Origin of the sequence: Paenibacillus harenae (assembly GCF_030812415.1) — a bacterium.
Lineage (GTDB): Bacteria > Bacillota > Bacilli > Paenibacillales > Paenibacillaceae > Pristimantibacillus > Pristimantibacillus harenae_A.
This window is the reverse complement of the sequence record NZ_JAUSST010000001.1, coordinates 1,000,834-1,024,870: the sequence shown is the minus strand read 5'-3', so window position 1 is coordinate 1,024,870 and position 24,037 is coordinate 1,000,834. Positions and strand designations below refer to the sequence as shown.

The following is a 24,037-nucleotide window of genomic DNA, read 5'->3' as shown; positions in this document are numbered from 1 at the left end:
CGGACGATTGTTAGTCGTCGGATTGGCTTTTTTTTATTCCGATAAAGATGGTTTGGGCGCTTTGGACGGCAATTGACTAGTCTGCTTGTGTTATAATAGTAAGAATGCAATGGAACGGAAAGGAAGCGGGTGAAATGTCATTGATGCATCTTAGCGAAAAGCTGCACGCTGCGCTGGAGCAAGAACTTCGCGATCATATAGATCCTTCGGTCTTAAAGCGCGGCTGGCAATATTATGTCGACGGCCGCGTTCAAAACACTCGCGCGAGCGAGTACGATACCTTGTATGGGATTGTGCAGGGCAGTGATTTATATTCGGTCGTCATGGATGCAAGTCACTTTGCCTATAGTTCATGCACGTGTCCGGAGGAGCATTACTGCAAGCATATGGCTGCCGTCTTGTTCCAGGCGTGCAGTGAATTGCCGGATGGACCTAAGGTAGCGGAGAAGACATACTTCCGTATGCTCGGATTGACGCCGGCCAGCGAAGCGACGAGAAGCGGCGGCCAGGAACAGGTATTGGCTTTGGCTGCATCCAGTGTTGCATTCTCGCATCCGACCGAGCGTTCAAGCGGCGAACAGTGGCTGGCATGGATGGAAGAGTCGCAGGGCGATACGTGGCGCAAATGCCGGCATTCGCTTCACGCTCTTCAGCCCGTTCTTCAATCGCTTAAAGGGCTGTCCAAAGATTGGGAGAAGCCGCGGCAGCGTCTTCATTGGGCGATGGCTGTTCTGTTCGTGCTCGGGCAAGCGGAGAAGGCCATTACGACGGTCGATTCATTCAGCCGTTATTATCATGAGATGTCGTTCATTCGGATGGCTGAGCCATGGGTTGAACATTTATATACGTTAATCGCAGAGTTTGAGCCTACGGAAATGGATGACGCGGAGGCGCAGTGGGCGGACCTGCTCGTGTCGATCGTTAAAGAGCGGGCTTCAAGCGTGGAACGCCAGTTGTTCGAGTGGGAATATATTTACTTGGCTCTCAGCGAGAAGCTGTCGGGCAATCGGGAATGGTTCGAGCGCGAGCTTGCGTCGATGCTGGCGGCGGAGCGGGAGGAAGACAACCCGTTCGTTCAGATTGCGATTGCCATGATGTACTTCTTCGATAAGCAGGATGACAAGTCGATGGAGCACTTCGCCAAGGCGAGCTTCGAGAAGGCTCAAAGGGTTATTTACCCTTGTGCGGCACAGCGCATGGAGGAGGGAAAGTGGGAACTCGTTCAGCGCTGGATGAGCTTCCTCTACGAACGCGTCTATCCGAACCGCAGCGGCAGAACGGTTGGCGTCTTTGTAACGCTGTGCCGGCGCGCGGATCAAGATCGCCCCGATATCCCGCAGTGGTCCGCTTATATGACGGAGCTATTGCCGTATTCGTATCAGGAGTTATCGGAGCATTGGCTGAATCAGCAGCGTTACGAGGAGTGGGCCGATTTGATGCTGTTGATCGGAGCACGGCTGGAGGATGTCGGCGTACAAGCGCTGCGCGAAGTGGCAAAGTCCGCTCCGCAAGTGCTGCTGCCGCTCTATCATCAATCGATTGACGCCAGCATTCAGACGCGCAACCGGCAAGGGTACAAGATGGCCGTCAAGCAGCTCAAGAAGCTGGAGCGACTGTATAAATCCGAACAGCACGATGCGCTCTGGGACAGCTACATCAAGGGATTAACTTCGAAATATCAGCGTCTGCGGGCATTTCAAGAGGAATTGTGGAAAGGGAAAATCGTAACATGAGAGTACAAAGCAGCGTTCGCAAACTAGTGGTTGACGGATTTTGGAACGAGAACGCGGAGGAGTCCGCGATTATGCTGGCTGCAGAGGGGCGTAAGGATGCGGCGGACAATCGGCTGCGTTCTCTCTTGTTCGCATGGCATAAGGCTTCCTGGTACGGGACGGAGGTTGAGGAGATTAACGCGGGCGGCCGGACACTGCTGCAGTTGAAGCCGCATATAGCAGTCGATTATTTATCTGCTCCGCAGGCGGTTAGGCTGCTGCAGCTTGAATGGACGCCGAGATTGGCCTTGCTTATGCGGATCGCGGAGCAGATTCGCGAAGCGTTGTTGAACGGATGGTTCATTCCCGATTGGGAGACATGGTCGGAGCAGCACCGCAGATGGAGAATGGCGATGCCAGTTACAGAGGAACGGAAGCGGCATTTGTGGGAGCAGTCGATGCGAGAGGCGGCAGCTAACGGCGATAAGGGCGTCGACAGATGGCTCGGCTATGCCGTCGAGCAGATGATCGAGCAGAACGGGCTTGCCGCCCAGGCTTGGCGAGAGATCGGCATGTCGTCGGGCGAGGGCGTGCTAAGGCATAAGTCGGCGGACGAGGAAGATTGGCTTATTGCGATCGGGCTGCGCAAGGATACGCTGCCGTTCCGGGTTGCGCTGCAGCTTGTCGAGCCGCAGGAGACGGATGGCTGGCGGCTTCGCCCGGCGCTTCAAAGCCGGGAAGGCGGTCCGTGGCTGCCGATTCGCAGTGACGGCTATACCGGCTGGGAGGCAGACACGACTGACGGCCGCGCGATAGCAGAAGCGTGGCTGCCGCTTGTCGAGGCGAAGCTTGCGAAGGAGCAAGCGAAGTGGGTTGCCGCGCTGCCGGAGTGGGAAGACACGGCGACGGATGGCGTTATCCGCTCGGAGCTGACGGACAACGAAGCGTGGAGGTTTCTAGAGGAAGCAAGCGTGCAATTGCTGGAAGCGGGCTGTCCCGTGCTGCTGCCGAGCTGGTGGGAAGCGGTGCGATCGCGCAAGGTGAGGCTGAAGGCAAAGATGAAGTCTTCGGTCGGATCGGCTGCCCAGCCGATGTTCGGACTCAACCAGATCGTGCAATTCGATTGGAAGCTGGCGCTGGGGGACGTCGATTTATCGGAGGCGGAATTTCTTCATCTCGCCGAGCAGAATCGAAGGCTCTTCCAAATCGGGGGGGAATGGGTGCATCTCGATCCGCAGGATGTCGCGCAGATCAAGCAATGGCTGAAGAAGATGGGCAAGCGTACCGGATTATCGTTCCGCGACGTGCTTGAGATGCATCTGCGCGGCGGAACGCCGCTGGAGGAAGACGGCGTCTATGAATCGGAACTGCGCGCGGAGGTTGAACTGAACGAGCATTTGACGTCGTGGCTTGCCCAGCTGCAGCATGCTTCGCAAATTCCGCTTGCCGAGCTGCCTCCGCAATTTCTCGGCGAGCTTCGACCTTATCAGCTCGAAGGCGTATCGTGGCTGCTGTTCTTGCGCAGATTCGGACTTGGCGGCGTATTGGCCGATGATATGGGACTCGGCAAGACGATTCAGTTCATGGCCTATCTCATGGTTGTGAAGGAGAAGCTGGGGGGATTTCGAGGGCCATCGCTGCTTATTTGTCCAACCTCGGTGATCGGGAACTGGGAGAAGGAGCTTGAGAAGTTCGCTCCTTCTTTGCGGGTTATGCTTCATTACGGGAATAAGCGCGATAAGGGCGAAGCGTTCAAAGCGGCGGCTGAAGAAGCGGAGCTCGTCATTACTTCTTATTCGCTCGCGCAATTGGATGAAGAAGTGCTAAGCGCCGTCGAGTGGGATGCATTATGCCTGGATGAAGCGCAAAATATAAAAAACGTATATACGAAGCAATCAAGCGCTATCCGCAAATTGAGCGCCGGACATCGGATTGCGTTAACGGGCACGCCGATGGAGAACAGGCTCACGGAGCTCTGGTCGATCTACGACTTTATTAATCCCGGTTACTTGGGCAGCTTGAACGAATTCCGCAGCGCCGTCGTCACCCCGATCGAGAAGACTCGCGACGAGGGGATGATCGCGGGGCTTCAGCGGTGGGTGAAGCCTTTCATGCTGCGCAGAATTAAGAAAGACCCGTCGATTCAGCTGTCGCTGCCGGAGAAGAACGAGGCGAAGACGTATATGACGCTGACGGCAGAGCAAGGCGTCATCTACGAGAACTTGGTCGCCGACTTGCTGGATAAGCTCGATAAGCTTGGGCCGATGCAGCGCCGCGGACTTATATTGGCCGCGCTGACGAAGCTGAAGCAGCTCTGCGATCATCCTTCGCTGTTGTCAGCCGATGACCGCAAGCTGCAATGGGAGCCCGAACGTTCCAACAAAGTGGTCCGGCTGCTGGAAATGTGCGAAGAGATCGCTGCCGAAGGCGAGCGCTGTTTAATCTTTACCCAATATGTCGATATGGGCGAGCAGCTTCGTAAGCTGCTTGAAGAGCGTCTCGGCATGCCGGTGCCTTATTTGCACGGCGGCGTACCGAAGGCGAAGCGCGATGAGATGATTGAACGCTTCCAGAACCAGAATGAGCCGTGCTGCGCCTTCGTATTGTCGCTGAAGGCAGGAGGAACGGGGCTTAACCTGACGGCGGCCAACCACGTATTCCACTTCGACCGGTGGTGGAATCCGGCTGTCGAGAATCAGGCTACGGACCGTGCTTTCCGCATCGGCCAGACGAAGCAGGTGCAGGTGCATAAGTTCGTGACGCTCGGTACGCTGGAAGAGAAGATCGACGAGATGATCGAGAGCAAGCAATCGCTTAGCGAGCAAGTCGTCGGTCAGTCGGAGCAATGGATTACGGAAATGTCCACGGAGGACTTGAAGGAGATTTTTGCCCTGCGCAAGAGTTGGCTGAAAGGGTGAGGGATATAAATGTCGGATGATAACGCCCGGTTTAAGCAACGACTAGACATGCAACAAGACGAAAATGCACCTCTGCTGAAAGATAGCTCACAAGAAGGTCCCGGTAAATCCGAATACAAGGGTGGTTTGCAGAGCGAAAACCGGGAATGGAAACGGTTTTATGAAGCTATCAGGCAAATAACCGAAGATATGCGTCACTAATACGTAAGATAAATTCACATAGCCTGTCGGGAAAAGTAACCCGGCGGGCTATGTGAATTTATCCCTCCTCGCCAAAAAAGTAGAATTGTATCCCTAACTTATCGTTTTTTGGACCTCCTGGCGATAGGCGAAGGCATCCTATAATGAAGGTGCGAGGCAAACAAGCAACACCATAAACGAGGAGGTCTATCCAATGAAAAAAAGCATTACTAGTATGGCTGTTCTCTTAGTATCCATCATGCTGGTCGCATCCGCTTGCGGAGGCAACAACAACGGAGGCAACAACAAGCCGGCTAATGAAGGCACGGACGCAACGAACGCACCGGCAGAGACAAAAGCACCGGAAGCGAAAGACGTAACGTTGTCCCTTCGTCACACGCAAATTAAAGAAACAAGCAAAACACGCTTGAAAATCCTAGAAGACGTAGTAGCCAAAACGCAAGAAGAAAACAAAGGCCTGACATTCAAGCTTGAAGGCATCGACGAAATCGTTAACCGCGATCAGAAACTGAAAGCGGAGATGGCGGCAGGCAACCCGCCGGACATCTTCGAAGTATTCGGCGGCGCCGACCTTAACCTGTACGTAAAGGCCGGCCGCATGCTCGACCTGACGCCAATCATCGATGAGCTTGGAATCAAAGACAAATTCGCTAGCTTGGATGAGTTCACGATCGACGGCAAAGTATACGGACTTCCATTCGGCGGATACAGCGAGGCGATTTTCTATAATAAGAAAATTTTCTCCGAGCTTGGCCTGGAAATTCCTACAACTTGGACGCAATTGCTAGAAATTTCCGACAAAATCAAAGCTGCCGGCTATACGCCTTTCGGCCTTGCGGCGAAGGACGGCTGGGTTAACGGCATGATGTGGAACACCGTAATGGAACGCCATGTCGGCATCGACGCATTCAGCAAAGTCGTATCCGGCGAAGCGAAATGGACGGACGAAAACTTCGTAAAAGGTCTTACGGCGTACGCTGAGCTTGTTAACAAAGACCTGTTCACGAAAGGCGCACTAGGGCTTGCTTACGCAGATCAAGGCGCGCAATTGCTTTCCGGCAAAGCAGCCATGGTATTCACGGGAACGTGGGACGCTAACCGTTTCTCCGGCGACGAGGCCGGCGACCTGAAAGGCCAGATCGGATACTTCGCATTCCCGTCCATCGAAGGCGGCGCAGGCGACCAAACGTCGATCAACGCATCGTACTCGAACGGCTTCGGCTTCTCGGCTAACTTGAACGAAGACCAAATAGCGGCCGTTAAGAAATTCATCGCTAACTTCTACACCGAAGAAGTACAAAAACGTACGCTTGTCGAAGACAAATTGCTTCCTTCCATGAAGCTTAGCGACCTGTCCGGCGTAGACCCGCTTACGACTGAAATCTTGACGGTAATGGCTAACGCTTCGAGCTCGTGGAAAGCATACGACGCGATCGTGCAGCCGGCAGTCGGCGCCGACATCAACGTTGGCATCCAAGAGCTGATCGGCAAAGTAAGCACGCCGGAAAAAGTAGCTGAGAAAATTCAAGCTTCCCAAGAGAAAGCGAATGCAGCTCAGTAACCCGACAATAGCGGCACATGACAATCGATCCTGATGGGCGAGAGGGTGTCCTTCCTTGCAGGAGGACACCTTCTCTAACTCTCGGGCGAGGTATCGCTTACAAGTGAAACGTATTCGCAAAACTGTTAAGGAGAGGGAAGCTATGAACAAAGCGCTCAAAAACCCGATCACCTATATCGCGTTCATTATTCCAACGCTGCTCTTGTACGCTTTATTTTTCTGTTATCCGGTTATCGTTTCATTCATCTACGGTTTCTTCCGCTGGGACGGCATTACCGAGAAAGTATTTATTGGATTCGACAATTTCGTAAGACTCTGGGACGATGAGGTTTTCCGTAAAGCATTGCTGAACAACTTCTACTTCATGGTATTTTCCTTAATCGTGAATATTCCGCTCGTCTTCCTTATTTCCATTATTATCAGCAAAGTGAGACGGATGCGTGACTTCTACAAATCGGCCGTATTCGTGCCGGTTGTTATATCGACGGCTACAGTAGCGATTCTGTTCGGCGTTCTCTACAATTACGATTCCGGTCTGATCAATCAGTTTATTCGTCTAGTCGCTCCTGAAAGCTGGGCTCGCGAATGGTTGTCCGATCCGAAGCTTGCCCTTCTCTCAATCCTGATTGCCAACGCCTGGCAGAACGTCGGCTTCTTCATCGTCTTATGCCTTGCAGCCATTTTGAACATTCCGAAGGAAATCGTTGAAGCCTCGAAAATCGACGGCGTTAATGGCTGGCAGGAAACGTGGAGCATTACGCTTCCGCTCGTGAAGCCGGTATTGTTCGTTATGCTTCTGCTCTCCGTATCCGGAACGATGAAGGTGCTCGACATCGTCCAAATCATGACGAACGGCGGACCGTTCCAATCGACCGAGGTTATGGCGACGTACATGCTTAAAGTCGGCTTCCGTTCGATGGAGCTTGGTTACGGCAGCGCGATCGGCGTCGCGATGTTCATCATTATTTTGGTTCTGACCGGCATTCTGCAACGGTTAACGAAGAGCGAGGAGGTGCAGTACTAATGACAGCGCGTATGAAAAACTCACAATGGTGGATGCACAGCTTCCTCTTCGTCTATGTCGTCGCATTGCTCTTCCCGTTATTGTGGCTGTTCATGTCTTCGTTCAAAACGAATCGTCAAATTACGGAGAACACATGGTCGTTTCCGACTTCGTTTAACTTCGACAACTATGTTGCCGCTTGGAGTACGGCCAATATCGGCAAGTATGCGCTGAACAGCGTGTTCGTAACCGTTACGGCGTGTCTGCTGACTCTGTTGTTCGCCGCGATGACGTCGTTCGCCATCTCCCGCATGAAGTACGAGAAGATGAATAAAGCCGTCTATCAATTCATTTTGCTCGGTTTGCTCGTTCCGGCCGGCGCTCTATTCATTCCGCTTTACCGCTTGATTCAAGGCATCGAGCTGTTCGGACATAAGCTTTACGATACGCATTTATCGCTGATTTTGGTATACTCCACATATGCGTTGCCGATTACCGTATTCATCATATACGCCTTTATGCTTTCGATTCCGAGCGAGCTGGAAGAGGCGGGCATTATGGACGGACTCGGAGCCTCGGGGCTGTTTTTCCGAATCATCGTTCCGATCTCTGTTCCGGCGCTCGTGACCGTATTTATTTTGAACTTTATCGGCAACTGGAACGAATATATTTTATCCCAATTGTTCATTACTTCCGAATCGCTTCGAACGCTGCCGACGGGCATGGCGACCTTCAATGATGGTTATCGAACGAACTTTGCTTCTCTTTCGGCGGCAGTCATTATAAGCATCATTCCCGTGCTGCTCGTCTACGTGTTCCTGCAACGCCAGATTATTGAAGGAATGACGGCGGGCAGCGTCAAAGGTTAATAATGAATATTGAATAGTGCAGGCTTGCCGTCCTTCGACAGCATCTGCTATTTACGCTACAAATGCTCAGGAGGCCGCCTAGATGAACTTGAGACCGAAGCTAATGCTCGCATTCATAGGACTGATCGTCATTCCGATGATCGGCCTCGGCATCTTCTCGTTTCTGAATTCGGAATCGTTGCTGGAGGAGAAATACAGCGAGCAAACGGAAATTTCGCTCAAGGCGGTAGGGGGCAATATCCGATATTTTTTCCGTGAGCTGGATCAACTGTCAGACGGCAATCTAACCAGCTCCGAGGTACAGGATACGCTCAAATACAGTACGTATACATCGAACGATCCGAGTACGCTCATCGCGATCAACCAAGCGGAGAAGAGGATGAACCGGATTCTATTCCAGCATCCGGCGGTCAGCTTCGTCGTGCTGTACGCGAAGGACGGGACGATGTTCCGTTCCTACCGCAACGATCCGACGACGTTCAAGCCGATTACCTTCGACATGCTGAAGCAGCATTCGATCTACGACGAAGTAATCGCGCAAGGCGGACGTCCGCTATGGATCGGGCCATATGAGCAGCGGGAGCTGACGGGCGTCGACCCGCCGCTGTTCACGCAGCTACGCGTAGTGAAGGATATCGAGACCTTCAACGATCTTGGCGTCATGATCACCCAGTACAAGACCGAAGAAGTGATGAGCATGCTCAAAACGTTCCAGAATCCCGACAGCGACGTTGCGGAGACGCGCTATATGATCATTAATAAGAGCGGACTGATTATGCTGGACAGCAAGAGCGAGGCACAGGGCAACAATATTAATGAGTATACGGAACTTACGCCGCAAAATACGGTTAATTACGAGAGCTCTCGAGAGAGCTTCGATAGCATTGACGCGCTTGTCTCGTCCTATCAGCTTGATCGTGGCGGATGGATTCTCGTATCGGTCAAGTCTTGGAATTCGCTTACGAACGAAAATGTACGTTTCATGCAATGGATTGGCATGATCACGGTGCTTGGCGTTATATCGGCGATCCTGTTCAACGTTTTCTTCGTGAACCGCGTAGCCAGATCGATCATTAAAGTTGTCCGCAAGATGCGTCTTGTGGAACAGGGGTTGCTCGACATTCGCATTACCGCGCAGGGCAAGGACGAGACGGTTCTTCTGGCAAAGAGTTTCAATAGCATGGTGGAGCGGATCGGCAGCTTGCTCAGCGAGGTGCGACGGGAGCAGCAACGGAAGCAGCATGCGGAGATGATGCTTATGCAGGCGCAGATTAAACCGCACTTCCTGTTCAATACGCTGGAATCGATCAATGCGCTTGCCGCGCAGAACGACGGCAAGAAGATTATGCTTATGGTACAGCGGCTGAGCAACCTGCTGCGCACGAGCATGCATCATTCCGAGGAGATTACGATCTCGCAAGAAATCGAGCATGTTCGAAGCTATTTGGAAATTCAAAAGTACCGTTTCGAGGAGCTGTTCGCTTATGAGTTGAACGTCCCTGAAGAAGCGCTTGATTATTCGATGTTGAAGCTTACGCTCCAGCCGCTTGTAGAGAACAGCATCCAGCACGGGTTCGAAGGGTATGGGGACGGAGAAGGCGTTATTAGGATCGACGTTCATGCAGAACTTCATCAAATCGTTTTATTCGTTCGCGACAACGGCGTTGGGATGAGCGAAACCGTATTGCGGATGCTGGCGCAAGGATCAAGCCCGTCCAGTAAGCAGAAAAATGCTGCGGAGCTTGGGGAGAGAAGAGGACTTGGGCTTAGAAACGTAGCGGATCGGCTTCGTATCCATTACGGGCCGAACTTCGGTATGAGGATTTGCAGCGGCGAGGGGCATGGCACCGTTATCCGCTGCGTCATTCCAAAGAGCAGAGGTGAACAGTTATGAGCGGTAAAGTTCTCTTAGTCGACGACGAAGCGCATATTACGAGAAACTTGGAGAAGGTTATTCCCTGGGATATGCTTGGTTTGACCGTAGCTGGCGTCGCCAAGAACGGCGTCGAGGCGCTGGAGCTGATGGAGCAAGGTCCGATCGATCTTCTGCTATGCGATATTCGCATGCCGGTTATGGACGGCCTTGAGCTGGTCCGCCATGTTCGCGAGAGGCAAATCCCTTGCGATATCATTATGCTGTCGGGATACCAAGACTTTACGTATACGCGCGCGGCCATTCAATACGGCGTCAACGATTATATCCTGAAGCCGATTCCTTACGATGAGCTGACAGGCGTCATCGCCCGCATTATGGCAAGCCAGCGGAACAAGCAGAAGCAGAAGCTCGAAGAGAAGCAGAAGCTGGGCCGGATGATCGATCTGGCAAGCGAGAAAATATTGTACGACATCATCATGGATTATACCGATGTGACGGCTGATAACTGGCTGCTTACGGGCGATGAGCAGCAATTGAAGGAGCAGCAGTTCGTCCTTATCGTGCTCGATCTCGATGTAAGCTCGGAGAAAACGAAGGATTGGCGCGACTGGTCCGACAAGGAGCGCAAGCTATGGAATTTTGCCGTCTGCAACGTGCTTAGGGAGAAGCTGCATCTGCAATCTCTTCAACATGCGGTTATTCAAATTCGCGATGGCGAATGGTGCGTGCTCATCGAAGTCGATAAGAACATTCCTTACGATCCGGTCCAGGTCAAGGAATGGACGAATACGCTGCTTACGACCGTCAGCAGCCATGTGAAGCTGAACTTGTTCGCCGGGATTTACCGCGAGTTTGCCTCTGTTGCCGATCTGTCCAGCGCTTATAAGCTCGTGCAGCAAGGGATGCAGCTCACGCCTGTTCATGATGTCATCGCGGTATACCCATCCGGTCGGACGATAACGTCCAAGGCGGATCAGGCGTTCTGGGATACGGCCGAGAAAATTATCGGCGCGGTCAAGCGCGGCGATACGATCACAGTGAACTTCGAGCTTCAGAGCGTGACCCTGTTGCTGCAGCAGATGAACGAACCGAGTCTCGGCCGGGTGAAGCCGCTGCTTCATTTCTTCGTCCTGCATCTGATGAGGGAGATGAAGGAGATGGGCGTGTTCAGTCGCGAGCAGGAGGATATGCTGTGGCGAAGACTGGATCGCCGCTTCGGCATTAAGGATCTGCTGTCGGTCATCCGCGAAGTGACGCTTGCGGTGTCCGAGAAATCGATGGATAAGAAAAAACAGTCGGAGCGTTCAATGGCCGAAGCGAGATCGTTCTTGGACCGCAATCTTTATCGTGATCTTTGCGTAGAGGAAACGGCGACGCATGTGGGCTTAAGCACCTCCTACTTCAGCCTGCTGTTCAAGCAGACGTTCGGCGAGACGTTCATTGAGTACGTGACGCGGCAGCGGATGGAGCGGGCGAAGGCGATGCTCGCCGATACGCAGAAGAGCGTGGCGCAGATTGCCAAGGAGGTTGGCTATGCGGAACGGCGATATTTTACGAAAGTGTTCATGAAATATACGGGCGACAATCCGACGGACTATAGAAGCAAGCATCAAGATGGGGAGCAAGAGCATGGCTCGGATTTGAAGCAATAAGAGAGGATGGGGAAGCGGTGTCTAGCAAGAGCGATTGGAAGCATTGGAGCCTCAAGGAGAAGATCGGGCAGCTGTTCGTATTCGGCTTTCACGGGACGGAGCCGTCGGAGCAGATTCAGGCGTTGATTCGCGAGTATGGGATGGGAGGAACGATCTATTTCTCCCGCAACGTGGTGAATGCGCAGCAGGTGCATCGGCTAAGCGGCGAGCTGCAGCGTACTGCGAGCGATGCAGGCAAGCCCCCGGTATTCGTCGCCATCGACCAGGAGGGCGGCATGGTCGCGAGGCTCGTTGAAGGTGTAACGCTTATGCCGGGCAACATGGCGCTAGGTGCCGCAAGCGAGGCTGAAGGAGCGCGGGAAACGGCGCGCGTCTGCGGCGAGGAGCTGCGGAAGCTCGGCGTGACGATGAACTATGCGCCGTGCATCGACGTGAACAATAACCCGGATAATCCGGTTATAAATGTCCGTTCGTACAGCGACCGCCCGGAGGTTGTCGCCGGGCTTGGCGCCGCGGCGGTTCAAGGTTACCAGACCGCGCGCATTGCGGCGACGGTGAAGCATTTTCCAGGGCATGGCGATACGTCGGTAGACTCGCATCATGCGCTGCCCGTATTGCCGCATGACCGCGCGCGGCTCGATGCGATCGAACTTAAGCCGTTCCGCGCGGCGATCGAAGCCGGAACGGATTGCATCATGACGGCGCATGTATGCTTGCCGGCGCTTGATGGTAGCGGCGTGCCGTCGACGCTGTCGCAGCCGGTGCTTACCGGGCTGCTGCGCGAGGAGCTCGGCTACGACGGCATTGTCGTGACCGATTGCCTCGAGATGAGCGCAATCGACGAATTTTACGGTCCGGGACCGGGCGCTGTCCGGGCGCTGCAGGCCGGAGCGGATATGGTGCTCGTCAGCCATACGTACGAGAAGCAATTGGCTGCGCTGGAAGCTGTCGTAAGCGCGGTAGAGAGCGGCGAGCTTGCTATGGAACGCGTTGACGAAGCGGTCCGCCGCATCATGGCGCTGAAGGAGAAGCTGGCGCTGGATGAACCGCTTCTGCCTTGGGAGGAGACGGCAAGGCTGATTGCCACCGAGGACAATCAAGCGGTTGCCATTCGCTGGAGCGAAGCATCGGTCACGCTTGTCAAGGACGAGGGCGGCTTGCTGCCGCTAAGCCGTACAGCGGAAACGCTCGTGCTGTGGCCGGATATCGTGCCGGTATCTGTAGCCGACGAGATGCTGTCGGGCCAAGGTACGCTTGGCGACTTCCTTGTCAAGTATCATTCCAATATCGTGGAACGAAAGCTGAGCGACGCCGATGCGCTGGCGGGGCTCGATTCGTTCAAGCAAATCGTCGTCGTCACCTATGACGCCTCAAAGCATCCAACTGAGCGCGATATCGCGCGCGAGGTCGTGAGACTCGCAGGCGACCGCACGGTTGCGGTATCGGTTCGCAACCCGCTCGACCTGCTGCTCTATCCGGATGTGTCCACTTATATCGCCGTCTACGAATGCCGTCCGCTTGCTCTCGCAGCCGCGGCGAAAGCGCTCTTCGGCGAGCTTGCGCCGCAAGGCAAACTGCCGCTAGATATACCCGGCGCCTACCCGTTCGGCTGGAGCGCGAGCCCGTCGGCGCAATAAATATTAAACGGCTGTCCCGCGAAGCATAGAGCTTCATCGGACAGCCGTTTGTTCGTTTAAGAAAGACGTTACTTCGAGCATACAGGCTAGCTTTGAAAAATAACGGGATTATGTCCCGTTAATCTAATGGACAAAAGACAATTTGCACGAATAACGGGAATTGCTCCAGTTATTTTCTGGGAAAACAGGCTGGAACGCCAAACCGAGGGAGATTAGCGGGGAAAATTCCAGTTATTGCGCGAGGATGCTTAGTTACAGGACAAATACAGGAGGTTTTCCAGTTACTTGGTTTGTTCGATGTTACATTTACTCGCTAACGTAAAGGTAAAAGCTGGATCAAGAGGTTGGAAAGGGACGGTGAATCATCATCTTCTGCTAGTAGTTGTTTTACTGTGATATTCTGTTGCTACAGTGAAGGTAGGCTGAAGCCATACTTGGAGAATACTTTCATTGCCTCATCACTCTGCAAATAGTCATATAGCGATGAGGCTTCTTTCTGATGTTTCGTCGCCTTGACGATTCCAACCGGGTATACGATAGGTTTATGGCTTGCTGGGTCTACTTTGAAGGCTACCTTCACTTTGTCGGACGTCAGAGCGTCCGTTGCATAGACGAAGCCGATGTCGGTATTGCCCGTTTCGACATAGGTCAGTACTTGCCGAACGTCCTTGGCGAAGACGAGCTTGGGCTGAACGTCGTCCCAAAGCTTGTAATAGTCGAGCGTTTCTTTCGTGTAGCCGCCAACCGGCACGGTTGCCGTCTGGCCTACCGCTATTTTGCCAACCGAGACCTGCGACAAGTCCTCGATCTTATGGATCGTGTTGTCCAGGTCCGCCGGAACAACGGCCACAAGCTCATTGGCGAGCATATTGTTCTGTTGGTCGACGTCGACCAGTTTTTTATCGACTAAAGCGGTCATTTGCTTCGTTCCCGCGGACAGGAATAAGTCGGCCGGAGCACCTTGCTCGATCTGCTGCTGCAAGGTGCCAGATGCCCCGTAATTAAACGTAAGCGTAACGTTGCTATGTTTTCGCTCATAAACGGTCTTAAGCTCATTCAAGCTGTCCGTCAAGCTGGTTGCTGCCGAGATGAGCAGCTCGACTTTATCGGCCTTGGGAGGCGCATCGTTCGAGCATCCGGCAACGATTGCGATAACGATTGCGAGCATTGAAAGCACGGGCCATTTTCTCATCGCAGGTCTTCCTCTCCATAATGCATCTCTGTCTCTTTGTTAGATATATTAACACATGGTTGAATATGTTTAAATCTAAATAGATATAACTAGTTATAAATAGATAGGGAAAAGCGTTAAATGATGCCAGAAGCCATTGATTAAGATATAATTTGCAATAGTAATCATCGCGAAACGGATCAAAGCCGCCTTAATGGAGCGGATGTCGTTTACGCTTGCGGGAGCAGGTGAAGGTATGCCGGACGTCACGTCCTATACAACGGAAGAAATCGCCAAACTGCTTCGCGTATCGAAGCTCACGGTGTATGACCTGATTAAGAAGGGCGAGCTTCCCGCTTACCGGGTCGGCAGGCAGATGCGCGTCGATGCCGACGACCTTGAGCGATATAAGCTTCGGGCGAAGGGGAGCAATAACCGATTAACGAACGTTGCGCCAAGCGGCGGTCAATCGCTAGCATCCGCCACGGATGCGAGCAGCCTGGTCATTACGGGACAGGATGTGAGCTTGGATATATTATCGAAGCACATCGAGAAAAGGACGAAGGATTTTCGGCCGCTCCGTTCGCATGTTGGCAGCATGGACAGCTTGATCGCCATGTATCAGGGGCGGGCCGATATCGTGAGCGCCCACTTGCTGGACGGGGATACGGGGGAGTACAATTTGCCCTACATACGGAAGTTGCTCGTGGGCTTTCCTTATATTGTGATTAACTTGCTTACGCGTACAGCCGGCCTTTATGTGAAAAAAGGGAACCCGAAGCATATCGCAAGCTGGGCAGACTTGTCGCGAAGCGATGTTCGGATCGTGAATCGGGAGAAGGGCTCGGGAGCAAGAGTGCTGCTTGACGAACAGCTCCGGCTTCATGGAATCTCGCCGGGAAACGTAAGAGGTTATCTGGATGAGGAGTCGAATCATCTGGGCGTGGCGGGGAAAGTGATGACGGGTGAGGCCGATGCGGGTGTCGGGATCGAGAAGGCGGCATTCATCGTCGGGGCAGACTTTATACCGCTTACGAAGGAGCGCTGCGATCTTGTGATGCTGAAGTCGGCAGAGAACATGGCGTGGATCGAGCTCGTCCAATCGATTGTCGCTTCGCCGTCCTTCCAGGAGGAGCTGCGGTCGATTCAAGGCTACGATCTGTCGCTTACGGGTAAGGTGCTATTAGATCAACATTCATAGCAAGGGGCTGAACGCGCTCTGCGATTCAGCCCCTTGCTCATTGCTGCCCGATTAAATTCGAATACGTCAAGTCATGCAAGATGTAAGCAAGGAAAAAGATCACGCACGGATTCTCGTAGCGATGTTGAATTTTGACAAGCTGCTGATAGTACGTCTCCGCATAGTGCGGGTTGTTGCGCATCTCCAGCCCAGCCTTGATCAATGCGTCGAGCTTGTCGGCGATATCGACCATTTCGCCTGCATAATCGTCCGATTTGCTGTCTACGATGTATCGCGTCATCTTGCGATGAAAGACGGCGGGCAGCAAGTTAACGATGGTCGCAGCCGTCTCCTTCTCGTATTGCGCGAAGGCGAGTTTGATCTCTTCGTTGTTATGCTTGAAGTTCGTGACGACATCGCCGGACAGCACCTCGGGCAGATCATGCAGCACGGCCTTCGCGACCAGCTCGTACAGGTCGAAGTCGGCATGGCCGAAGCGTTCGCGCTCGAGCAGGCCGTTGAACAAAGCGAGTGATGCGACCCGGAAGGAATGCGTCGCATCGTTGTCCGGCACGAGATTATAGCTGCCGTTCCAACGCTTTACCGTATCGAGATCGACGATATAGCCGAGGAATGCCGCAACCCCCTCGCCCTTATCGTATTCACGGAGCAGCCATTCAATCGATTGCAGGTTGGAGCCCGACAATAGCTGACGCAGTTCCTCGTACTTTCCGAGGAAAAAAGGGTTCGAACCGTATTTGGCTTCGCGGTGGCAGAAGAGCATCGCATCGAACGTATCGATGGCCTCGACCAGCCGGCCGACATGCGTATCGTCCTGCGCGTCGACGATAAAGTCGGCCGCGGCAGGCTGAAGCGATTTCGACAGGTAGGAGACGATCTCCCTGCTAAGCTCCTGTTCGAAGCGGCGAATATGGTTCATGACGAGCGTTTCTTTTTTCGTTACGTATTTGATGGAGCCTGTGCCCGTGTTTTTCAAATCGCCCCATAGACAGCGTCCGAGAAGCTTCAGCTTATCGATAGGGTTGCCGTCTACATGCTCCTCGATAGCGGCTATAAAGATGGATAGCGCAGCGCAACGGAAGCTATGGCTCGCCGCATTGTCCTCGAACCTGGGAGCGTATTCGCTCCAGCGGGGCACATATTGCATACGGATGATCGTGCTGGTGAATTTGCCGTTTTTCATCGTTTCCCTTCCTTTGCCGCGCTTCTTCGGCGCTTCGATTGGTCATGGCGATTGCCCGATTATGCTATTATAATGCTTATGAACGGAATCGAATAGTTTCATGTTAGAGAGGGATGTCTTACGCGAGATTTTGGACTTGCTTTCAATCGGATTTTCGAAAAATGGATGTTCGTCATCATTCCGGGATCGCTCGTTCTCGGCTTTATTTTCTCATCCGGCCTGCAGCCGTACATCAAGGCCGTGCCTTATATGTTCGCTTACGTGACGTTGACAATGGCCATTGGCTGCGGGCTGTCCCAGCTACGCGAAGTCGCGAAGCGGCCCGGTATTATGGCGCTTACGTTCGTTATCGCCCACGTCGTATCGCCTTTGTTGGCGTACGGGGCGGGGGTGCTCCTGTACGGGGCGGATTCGCCTTATGTAATCGGACTCGTATTGTTTACGATTATACCGCTGGGCGTCTCAACGGTGCTGTGGGTAGGTCTATCGGGGGGCAGCGTGCCGCTTATGCTGGCGATGGTCGTGCTCGATTCGGCGCTTAGTCCGCTTGTCGTTCCGGCAGGCATTCATCTCTTCTTCGATACGGCGGTGGAAATCGAAGCCGGGCCGCTTATTGCCGATCTGTGCATCTTGATCGTGCTGCCGACCGTCATCGGCGTCGCGCTCAACCAAATAAGCAAAGGCCGTATTCAAGGCATCGTTCAGCCGTACGCCGCGCCGCTGTCCAAGCTTTGCTTCGTCGGCGTCGTTGCGCTCAATGCTTCGGCAATAGCGCCCCATCTGGATAAGCTGGGGGAGGATATGGCGACGCTCGTCCCGCTTGTCGTGCTGCTGGTCGGCGCTTGTTATGCGCTAGGCTTCATCGGAACGGCGAAGCCTCATAACCGCGAACAGCAAATAACGGTATCGTATGCGACAGGGATGCGCAACATTTCGCTTGGCATCGTCCTCGCGCTAGGCTATTTCAGTCCATTAACGGCCGTACCGGTCGTGCTGTCGATTTTGATTCAGCAGCCTCTGGCGACTGTTCACCATTATATTTTACAAAAACTTAACAATAAGACGGCTGGCAAACCCAAGCCATCGCAGGTACGATAGGTGCAAGCGGGAAGATGAAGGAGAGAAACGGATGAACAGCTTTCGCAATCGGCTTACGCTAATTATGATCGTTATGGTCGCCATATCCGTCAGCGCGGCAGGCGTTTTTATGGCGAAGACGTTCAAAGACAACCATATTGAAGCGCTAGAGGACAATATGATTCGCGAGATGCGGATTATTTCGGCTAAGATGGATTGGAAGTCCGGCAATCCGGAGGAGCTGTATGCTTTCTACAACAGGGAAGCGAAGGAAATGAAGGGCTACACGAGCGCAAGGGTTACGTTCATTCGGAGCGACGGCATCGTTCTTGGCGATTCGGATACCGAGCCTGAGCAGATGGACAACCATTTGGACCGGGCCGAGGTAAAAGAGGCGTTGGAGTCGGGTACGGGGAGGTCGATCCGGGAGAGCGAGACGATCGGTCAAAATATGATTTACGTCGCGATCCCCGCGTCGATTATTCCGGACGAGAAGCCGTATATTTTACGGCTGGCCATGAGTTTGCAAGAGGTGGAAAACAGCATTAACAGGCTGATTACAGTGCTTATCATGGGTTTGCTCGTGCTGTTCCTTATCGTAGCGCTGATCAGCTATCGAATAGCGCTTAGCTTGACGAAGCCGTTGGAGCAAATTACGAAGGTAGCGAAGCGGATCAAAAATATGGACTACGGCGCTCGAGTAAAAGTAACGAAGCAGGACGAGATTGGCGAGCTCGGTCATGCCATTAACGCGATGGCGGACAGTCTGAACGAGCAAATGACGCGCATCCGCGAGAACGAGGGACAGCTGGAAAGCGTACTGAACAACATGATTAACGGGATAGTCATGATCGACCAAACAGGGCGTATTCTCCTCATGAACCGCCGGGCGGAAGAGGTGCTTGGCTTCTCCGCGCGCGAGATCGTCGGCCGACACTTCGCGGAGGCGAAGCAGCAATACGAGCTGGCGCAAATGATTCAAGAGGGACTTGATACGAGGGAGCATCTTCGCGAGGAGATCACGTTTTATTTCCCCGAGGAGCGGCTGCTTGAGCTGAACGTCGTCCCCATTCACCGGGAAGTCGACGTGTTCACGGGCGTGCTGCTCGTGCTGCAGGACGTATCGGCGATTCGCAGGCTGGAGCGGATGAGAAGCGAGTTCGTGGCGAACGTATCGCATGAGCTGAAGACGCCGATCGCGGCGGTGAAGGGGTTCGCGGAGACGCTGCTCGGCGGTGTCGTGAAGGACGAGGAGACGGCTAGATCGTTCCTGCAAATTATTTTCGACGAGAGCGACCGGTTGAACCGGTTGATCGGCGACATTCTCGAATTGTCCAAAATCGAGTCGCGCCGCGTGCCGCTTATTTTCTCGCCTATCGAGCTGGATTCCTTCGTCTCGAAAACCGTAACGCTGCTGGAATCGGAAGCGGCCCGCAAAAATATTAAGCTTCATATGCAGATCGAGCCAGGCTTGTATATGGAAGCGGACGAGGATCGGCTGCGGCAAATCATGATGAATCTGCTCGCGAACGGCATTAATTATACGCCCGAGGGCGGCCGCGTATCGATTAAAGTGCATGCTCGCGGCGAAGAATATATTCGCTTCCAGATAAGCGATTCGGGCATCGGCATACCGAAGAAGGATCTGCCCCGCATCTTCGAGCGATTCTACCGCGTAGACAAAGCACGGTCGCGAAGCTCAGGCGGCACGGGGCTTGGCCTGTCTATCGTGAAGCATCTCGTCGAGCTGCATAAAGGGTCGATTAGCGTGGAGAGCTCGGTTGGCGTCGGAACGACATTCGACATAGAATTGCCTGTTTTGCATTAATCCTGTAGGCTCGCTGATGAGCGGGCGACAAAAAACATTTACCTATTCTTTATGAAACCATGATAAACTATAGGAGAAATCGATACTATGCGGACGGTCTCGCCGTTCGCCAAGTTGGAGGTAAGCATGCCGCATAAAGTGCTCGTAATTGAAGACGAACCGACACTGGCGCGATTGTTGTCGTACAATCTTACGCAAGAAGGTTATGAGACAACGGTCATCGATCATGGCGGAGAAGGATTGCAGACGGCTCTGCAAAGAAGCTTCGATCTTGTTATTCTAGACATTATGCTGCCGGGCTTGAACGGCTTCGAAATACTGAACAGGCTGCGCCAGAACGGCGTCAGAACGCCGGTCATTATATTGACGGCGCGCAATGCGGAGGAAGAAGTCGTGCAAGGGCTGAAGCATGGCGCGGATGACTACATTACGAAGCCTTTTGGCGTAGCCGAGTTACTGGCCCGCGTATCCGCCGTCCTGCGCCGTACGCAGGAGGGCGACGTGAAGCCGCTGCAGACGTCGGAGAAAGTGATTACGGCGGGAGATCTGTCCATTTATCCGGATAAGTACGAAGTGGTGCTGAACGGGGAATCGATCCCGCTTCGGCCGAAGGAATTCGAAGTGCTGCTGTACCTTGTGCAGCGTCCCGGCATGGTCATTACGCGCGACGATCTTATGAATGTCGTATGGGGCTTCGATTACATTGGCGGTCAGCGTACGGTTGACGTTCATGTCAGCTCGCTGCGCAAGAAGCTGGAGCTCGGACAGCAATCGGTTCAGATCGAATCGATTCGCGGCGTCGGCTACAAGCTCGTAATGCCCAAAAAGCTCGCCTCCCCCAAAGCATAGGGCGGACGAGCTTTTTTGTTGACCATTAAGATGGCGCTACCCGGCTATTGCCGATTCCATACGAGCATTTTGCGTTGGAATTGCTTCGGGGAACAGTCGTTGTACTTCTTGAACATCTTATAGAAGTGAGCCATATTCGGCATGCCGATTCGCTCGCCGACCTCGGATATACTGAGATCCTTCGTGAGCAGAATACGCTCCGCCCATTTGACTTTGCGATAATTCACGTATTCGGTGAACGAAAGTCCAATCGTTTTTTTAAAATATTTGACGAAGTAGTAGTAGCTCATATTGGCGATCTTGCATACCTCTTCGACCTGGATCCGGTCGGTCAGGTGCGCCTCGATATAATCAAGCACCGGGCGCAGCCTCGTCCGGTCGAAATCCTCTTGGAGCGTAAGCACCTTGCGGCTGTCGCCGCGCAACAGGAGCAGCAGAATCTGCTTAATGAGAATGCTTACGGCAAGCTCATAGCCTGTATCCTTGCGGGTAGCCTCCTCTAGAATCTGTCTCGTGCAGGAGGCGGCTTGCTGCTTAATGTCGTCGTTCTGGTGGAAAATATAATTCGCTTTGCTTAGCGGCATCTGCGTCTCTGAAAAATAACGCATATATGGGATCGTGCTCTGGTCGTAAAATTGCTCCAAATCGAACTGAAGCACGATATAGTCCAAATTGCCGATGCTTCTGTCGCGATGAAGCTCCGACGCGCCGATGAGAACGACGTCGCCGGAAGCGAGATGAAAATGCTCCTCCTCGACATAGACGTCTAGCTCTCCGTCGAGAATGAGAAGAAGCTCCAGCTGCTTATGATAATGCCAATTCGTCAAATCCTCCTTATTGCGCATGGCGCGGAAAATTCTAAGCGACAGCAACGGGTTCTCATAGGCGACTTTCTCGTTAAAGGCTTCCAATCGATGTATCCTCCTTGGCGCTGGGCCTGCAATACTTTTATTTTAGTGCTGAATTCTATCAATGGCAATACGGGAAAGGGAGGTCAAACGCGGCATGGAATGGCATCAGGAGCTGCGGGAGAGGATGAGCGGGGTGCTCTTGCTCGACCGGATGAACGATATAAGGGAGCTTGATCCGCTGCATGCCTTCGCGCTTGACGATTGGTTATGCCGAAGAACGGGACAAGGCGGTCCGGCTATATGCCACATTTGGCGACATCCGGCAGCCTTCATACTGGGGATGCGCGACAGCAGGCTTCCGCAAGCGGACGTGGCAAGGCGTTGGCTCGAAGCTGCCGGCTGGCGCACGGCCGTCCGCCATTCGGGAGGAGCGGCCGTGCCGCTCGACCCGGGCGTCGTCAACGTATCGCTAATCATGCCGAAACCGAGCGTTAGCCATATGCGCTACCATGATGATTTTGAACTCATGTATCGCTTCGTGCAGGAGGCTCTGCGGATGACGGGCAGACAGGTGGATAGAGGCGAAATTCAGGGCGCGTATTGTCCGGGCGATTACGATCTGAGCATCGGCGGCCTGAAGTTCTGCGGCATTGCGCAGCGCAGGCAGACGCATGCGTTCATCGTGCAGGCGTTCGTCGTTGCGGAAGGGTCGGGGGCGGAGCGGGCAAAGCTCGTGCGCTCCTTCTACGAGCGGGCTGCGGGTGTTGCCGATGCCAGCGAATACCCGCTAGTCGAGCCCGGGAGCACGGCCAGCCTGGAGGAGCTTGCGGGACTAGGGCCGCAGGCCGGCCAAGCGTTCGCGCAGGAGCTGCGAAGAATCGTAAACGAGGGGCAGACGGAGGCGGGACTCGCCTATGCTGCCGAGCGGCTCGCGATGCCTACAGCCGAAGAGCTGGTACGGGCCGTTGCGGCGCTGCGAGCCAGGTATGCCAGCAGTAGCAGCTCATAATCGCCGGACGCATTGCATCAGGCTGGCGCTTGTCTCATTCAACTGCCGCTGCAATTGCTGCAGCGGCCATATGCCGGCGTCGGCTTCGATATCTTGCGCGATTAGACGGAGCATCCAGAGGGAGTAGACGGCCGCGAATAAATAATAGCTTCGCTTGAATAGGGCGGGGTCAGTCGTATGTCGAAGTTGTTGTTGCCCGTTGCGTTGCGCTGCCGCGGCAACATATCCGTCCAGAAGCTTCTCTCTGTTTGCGGGTGTCATCGCTTTCGGAAACGTCGGGTGAGACATGTCGATGACATGATACAAGTCCCAATAAGGGATGTTCAGATGCGCATGCTCCCAGTCCAGAACTTTAATGACTCCGTTAACGAGTGCATAGTTCCCAAGATGAAGGTCGCCGTGGGACAACACGAGTGGTTGATCGAGCAGCAGCAAACGTCCCTCCCGCTCAAGCGTATCGAGTACGGGGCTGATGCTGTGTTGCGGGAGATTAAGGTCTCTCGCCAGGTTGATTAGTTGGGTGCGATTCTCTAAAAGCTCTGCTGCAACGCGATCTGCATTCGGTTTAGGGCCATTCAAGCGAGCGAACGCGGGGATATCGATCGATAACGCCTGCCAGTGAACGATATGCGGCATTAGTGCCATCGCCGTATGAAGATCGAACGAGTGCTGGAGCGGACCGAGATCCTCGAAGAGCGTCCAGCTCTGCTCGAGGTCGCCGCCTGCGGGCGACTTCGCCAGAAGCTTAGGATAGACGGGCGACAAACGAGGCAACAGATGCTCGTACACCCAAGCCTCCGCGCCGGACTGGCTGTCATTCGTGAGCGGCTTGAGGATGTAGCTTTCCGTCTGCGTTACATAGACGCGTTCAACCGTTTTGCCGTTCATCCCCTTGTATAACGGCTCTCTTCTTATGATTCGCGACTCCATCACGTTTCCGCGAGAGTCGATCCATGACGTATCCAACTCCAGTTGGCCTCCCCTCATACGCAGATTACTGCCGACGACGTTCCGATTTTTTTATCATTTGACCGATAACCTCCGAGAATACGAGACCGATCGCGATCGCGCCTGAGATCATGAACGCTTTGGCGCTTAGCTGAACGGCGGCATCATATTGATTCTCCACGACATTCCGCATCGCGTCGTAGGCTATGCCGCCGGGCACTAAAGGTATGATGCCGGACACGCTGAACACGATCATCGGCATCTTATACAGCTTGGAGAACAGCTGGCTGACGACGGAGACGAGGAAGGCGGCGATAAGCGTTGCCGGTATTTCATCCATGCCAAGCTCGGTAGCCATCATGTAGACGAGCCAGCCCAGCATGCCGACCGCTCCGCATTGCGGAAGCGCGGTTCTCGGTACGTTGAATATGAGGCCGAATGCAGCCGAAGCGATGAAGCTCGTCACGAGCTGTGCAGGCATGTCCATCGAT

At 53.8% G+C, this 24,037-nt stretch carries 19 protein-coding genes; 14 read left to right on the top strand and 5 right to left on the bottom strand.

From position 1 onward, the window contains the following. The first annotated feature begins 134 nt into the window (after window positions 1-134). From J2T14_RS04825 to J2T14_RS04785, 9 genes are all read left to right on the top strand, one after another. On the top strand, window positions 135-1,733 hold the full coding sequence (locus J2T14_RS04825; RefSeq protein ID WP_307468329.1) for a hypothetical protein: 1,599 nt from the start codon (window positions 135-137) through the stop codon (window positions 1,731-1,733). Then, window positions 1,730-4,630: a DEAD/DEAH box helicase gene (locus J2T14_RS04820; RefSeq protein WP_307468325.1), complete on the top strand. Its 2,901-nt coding sequence runs from the start codon at window positions 1,730-1,732 to the stop codon at window positions 4,628-4,630. The genes J2T14_RS04825 and J2T14_RS04820 overlap by 4 nt, the downstream gene beginning before the upstream one ends. 9 nt (window positions 4,631-4,639) lie before the next feature. Continuing rightward, complete coding sequence (locus J2T14_RS04815) at window positions 4,640-4,831, top strand: hypothetical protein (protein ID WP_307468320.1); 192 nt, start codon at window positions 4,640-4,642, stop codon at window positions 4,829-4,831. Between the two features lie 193 nt (window positions 4,832-5,024). Next, window positions 5,025-6,392, top strand: coding sequence for an extracellular solute-binding protein (locus J2T14_RS04810; protein ID WP_307205614.1), 1,368 nt, complete (start codon window positions 5,025-5,027; stop codon window positions 6,390-6,392). A 142-nt stretch (window positions 6,393-6,534) separates the two neighbouring features. Further along, the gene (locus J2T14_RS04805) at window positions 6,535-7,416 is read left to right on the top strand and encodes a carbohydrate ABC transporter permease (RefSeq protein ID WP_307468318.1); all 882 of its coding nucleotides are present in this window, start codon (window positions 6,535-6,537) and stop codon (window positions 7,414-7,416) included. Beyond that, on the top strand, window positions 7,416-8,264 hold the full coding sequence (locus J2T14_RS04800; protein WP_307205611.1) for a carbohydrate ABC transporter permease: 849 nt from the start codon (window positions 7,416-7,418) through the stop codon (window positions 8,262-8,264). Before J2T14_RS04805 ends, J2T14_RS04800 begins: the two co-directional genes overlap by 1 nt. A gap of 82 nt (window positions 8,265-8,346) precedes the next feature. Next, window positions 8,347-10,158: a sensor histidine kinase gene (locus tag J2T14_RS04795; RefSeq protein WP_307468315.1), complete on the top strand. Its 1,812-nt coding sequence runs from the start codon at window positions 8,347-8,349 to the stop codon at window positions 10,156-10,158. Continuing rightward, window positions 10,155-11,792: a response regulator transcription factor gene (locus J2T14_RS04790; RefSeq protein WP_307468312.1), complete on the top strand. Its 1,638-nt coding sequence runs from the start codon at window positions 10,155-10,157 to the stop codon at window positions 11,790-11,792. Before J2T14_RS04795 ends, J2T14_RS04790 begins: the two co-directional genes overlap by 4 nt. Window positions 11,793-11,809: 17 nt before the next feature. Next, window positions 11,810-13,429, top strand: a complete 1,620-nt coding sequence (locus tag J2T14_RS04785) for a glycoside hydrolase family 3 protein (RefSeq protein WP_307468309.1) — start codon at window positions 11,810-11,812, stop codon at window positions 13,427-13,429. 406 nt (window positions 13,430-13,835) lie between these two features. Here the strand turns inward: J2T14_RS04785 and modA are convergent, their stop codons facing one another. Continuing rightward, a complete protein-coding gene (modA, locus tag J2T14_RS04780; protein ID WP_307468306.1) occupies window positions 13,836-14,621 on the bottom strand; it encodes a molybdate ABC transporter substrate-binding protein in 786 nt (261 codons plus the stop codon). Between the two features lie 235 nt (window positions 14,622-14,856). Here modA and J2T14_RS04775 point away from each other — a divergent pair, with 235 nt between their 5' ends. Next, entirely contained in the window at window positions 14,857-15,801 is a 945-nt protein-coding gene (locus J2T14_RS04775; RefSeq protein WP_307468304.1) for a helix-turn-helix transcriptional regulator, read from the top strand. 37 nt (window positions 15,802-15,838) lie between these two features. Here J2T14_RS04775 and J2T14_RS04770 read toward each other — a convergent pair whose 3' ends face one another. Next, complete coding sequence (locus tag J2T14_RS04770) at window positions 15,839-16,984, bottom strand: YfbR-like 5'-deoxynucleotidase (protein ID WP_307468301.1); 1,146 nt, start codon at window positions 16,982-16,984, stop codon at window positions 15,839-15,841. A 165-nt stretch (window positions 16,985-17,149) separates the two neighbouring features. On the opposite strand from J2T14_RS04770, the gene J2T14_RS04765 reads away from it, so the two are divergent. The 3 genes from J2T14_RS04765 to J2T14_RS04755 all read left to right on the top strand — a co-directional run bounded on the left by J2T14_RS04765 (window position 17,150) and on the right by J2T14_RS04755 (window position 20,738). Continuing rightward, a complete protein-coding gene (locus tag J2T14_RS04765; RefSeq protein ID WP_307205604.1) occupies window positions 17,150-18,082 on the top strand; it encodes a bile acid:sodium symporter family protein in 933 nt (310 codons plus the stop codon). A 31-nt stretch (window positions 18,083-18,113) separates the two neighbouring features. Continuing rightward, entirely contained in the window at window positions 18,114-19,889 is a 1,776-nt protein-coding gene (gene pnpS / locus J2T14_RS04760; RefSeq protein WP_307468298.1) for a two-component system histidine kinase PnpS, read from the top strand. A 126-nt stretch (window positions 19,890-20,015) separates the two neighbouring features. Beyond that, entirely contained in the window at window positions 20,016-20,738 is a 723-nt protein-coding gene (locus J2T14_RS04755; RefSeq protein ID WP_307205838.1) for a response regulator transcription factor, read from the top strand. A gap of 44 nt (window positions 20,739-20,782) precedes the next feature. Here J2T14_RS04755 and J2T14_RS04750 read toward each other — a convergent pair whose 3' ends face one another. Beyond that, entirely contained in the window at window positions 20,783-21,649 is an 867-nt protein-coding gene (locus J2T14_RS04750; protein ID WP_307205602.1) for a helix-turn-helix domain-containing protein, read from the bottom strand. A gap of 94 nt (window positions 21,650-21,743) precedes the next feature. On the opposite strand from J2T14_RS04750, the gene J2T14_RS04745 reads away from it, so the two are divergent. Further along, a complete protein-coding gene (locus J2T14_RS04745; protein WP_307468295.1) occupies window positions 21,744-22,598 on the top strand; it encodes a lipoate--protein ligase family protein in 855 nt (284 codons plus the stop codon). Here the strand turns inward: J2T14_RS04745 and J2T14_RS04740 are convergent. Continuing rightward, on the bottom strand, window positions 22,593-23,564 hold the full coding sequence (locus J2T14_RS04740; protein WP_307468292.1) for a phosphotransferase: 972 nt from the start codon (window positions 23,562-23,564) through the stop codon (window positions 22,593-22,595). The two genes, J2T14_RS04745 and J2T14_RS04740, sit on opposite strands and share 6 nt — an antisense overlap. Before the next feature lie 28 nt (window positions 23,565-23,592). After that, window positions 23,593-24,033 (bottom strand): threonine/serine exporter family protein, encoded by a 441-nt coding sequence (locus tag J2T14_RS04735; RefSeq protein WP_307468289.1) that lies wholly within the window; start codon window positions 24,031-24,033, stop codon window positions 23,593-23,595. Window positions 24,034-24,037: the final 4 nt, after the last annotated feature.

Excerpts from the sequence above, each read along its gene's own strand:
- J2T14_RS04825 (WP_307468329.1), top strand. The coding sequence starts at position 135 with ATGTCATTGATGCATCTTAGCGAAAAGCTGCACGCTGCGCTGGAGCAA.
- J2T14_RS04820 (WP_307468325.1), top strand. The coding sequence starts at position 1,730 with ATGAGAGTACAAAGCAGCGTTCGCAAACTAGTGGTTGACGGATTTTGG.
- J2T14_RS04815 (WP_307468320.1), top strand. The coding sequence starts at position 4,640 with ATGTCGGATGATAACGCCCGGTTTAAGCAACGACTAGACATGCAACAA.
- J2T14_RS04810 (WP_307205614.1), top strand. The coding sequence starts at position 5,025 with ATGAAAAAAAGCATTACTAGTATGGCTGTTCTCTTAGTATCCATCATG.
- J2T14_RS04805 (WP_307468318.1), top strand. The coding sequence starts at position 6,535 with ATGAACAAAGCGCTCAAAAACCCGATCACCTATATCGCGTTCATTATT.
- J2T14_RS04800 (WP_307205611.1), top strand. The coding sequence starts at position 7,416 with ATGACAGCGCGTATGAAAAACTCACAATGGTGGATGCACAGCTTCCTC.
- J2T14_RS04795 (WP_307468315.1), top strand. The coding sequence starts at position 8,347 with ATGAACTTGAGACCGAAGCTAATGCTCGCATTCATAGGACTGATCGTC.
- J2T14_RS04790 (WP_307468312.1), top strand. The coding sequence starts at position 10,155 with ATGAGCGGTAAAGTTCTCTTAGTCGACGACGAAGCGCATATTACGAGA.
- modA (WP_307468306.1), bottom strand. The coding sequence starts at position 14,621 with ATGAGAAAATGGCCCGTGCTTTCAATGCTCGCAATCGTTATCGCAATC.
- J2T14_RS04775 (WP_307468304.1), top strand. The coding sequence starts at position 14,857 with ATGCCGGACGTCACGTCCTATACAACGGAAGAAATCGCCAAACTGCTT.
- J2T14_RS04770 (WP_307468301.1), bottom strand. The coding sequence starts at position 16,984 with ATGAAAAACGGCAAATTCACCAGCACGATCATCCGTATGCAATATGTG.
- J2T14_RS04765 (WP_307205604.1), top strand. The coding sequence starts at position 17,150 with ATGTTCGTCATCATTCCGGGATCGCTCGTTCTCGGCTTTATTTTCTCA.
- pnpS (WP_307468298.1), top strand. The coding sequence starts at position 18,114 with ATGAACAGCTTTCGCAATCGGCTTACGCTAATTATGATCGTTATGGTC.
- J2T14_RS04755 (WP_307205838.1), top strand. The coding sequence starts at position 20,016 with ATGCCGCATAAAGTGCTCGTAATTGAAGACGAACCGACACTGGCGCGA.
- J2T14_RS04745 (WP_307468295.1), top strand. The coding sequence starts at position 21,744 with ATGGAATGGCATCAGGAGCTGCGGGAGAGGATGAGCGGGGTGCTCTTG.
- J2T14_RS04735 (WP_307468289.1), bottom strand. The coding sequence starts at position 24,033 with ATGGACATGCCTGCACAGCTCGTGACGAGCTTCATCGCTTCGGCTGCA.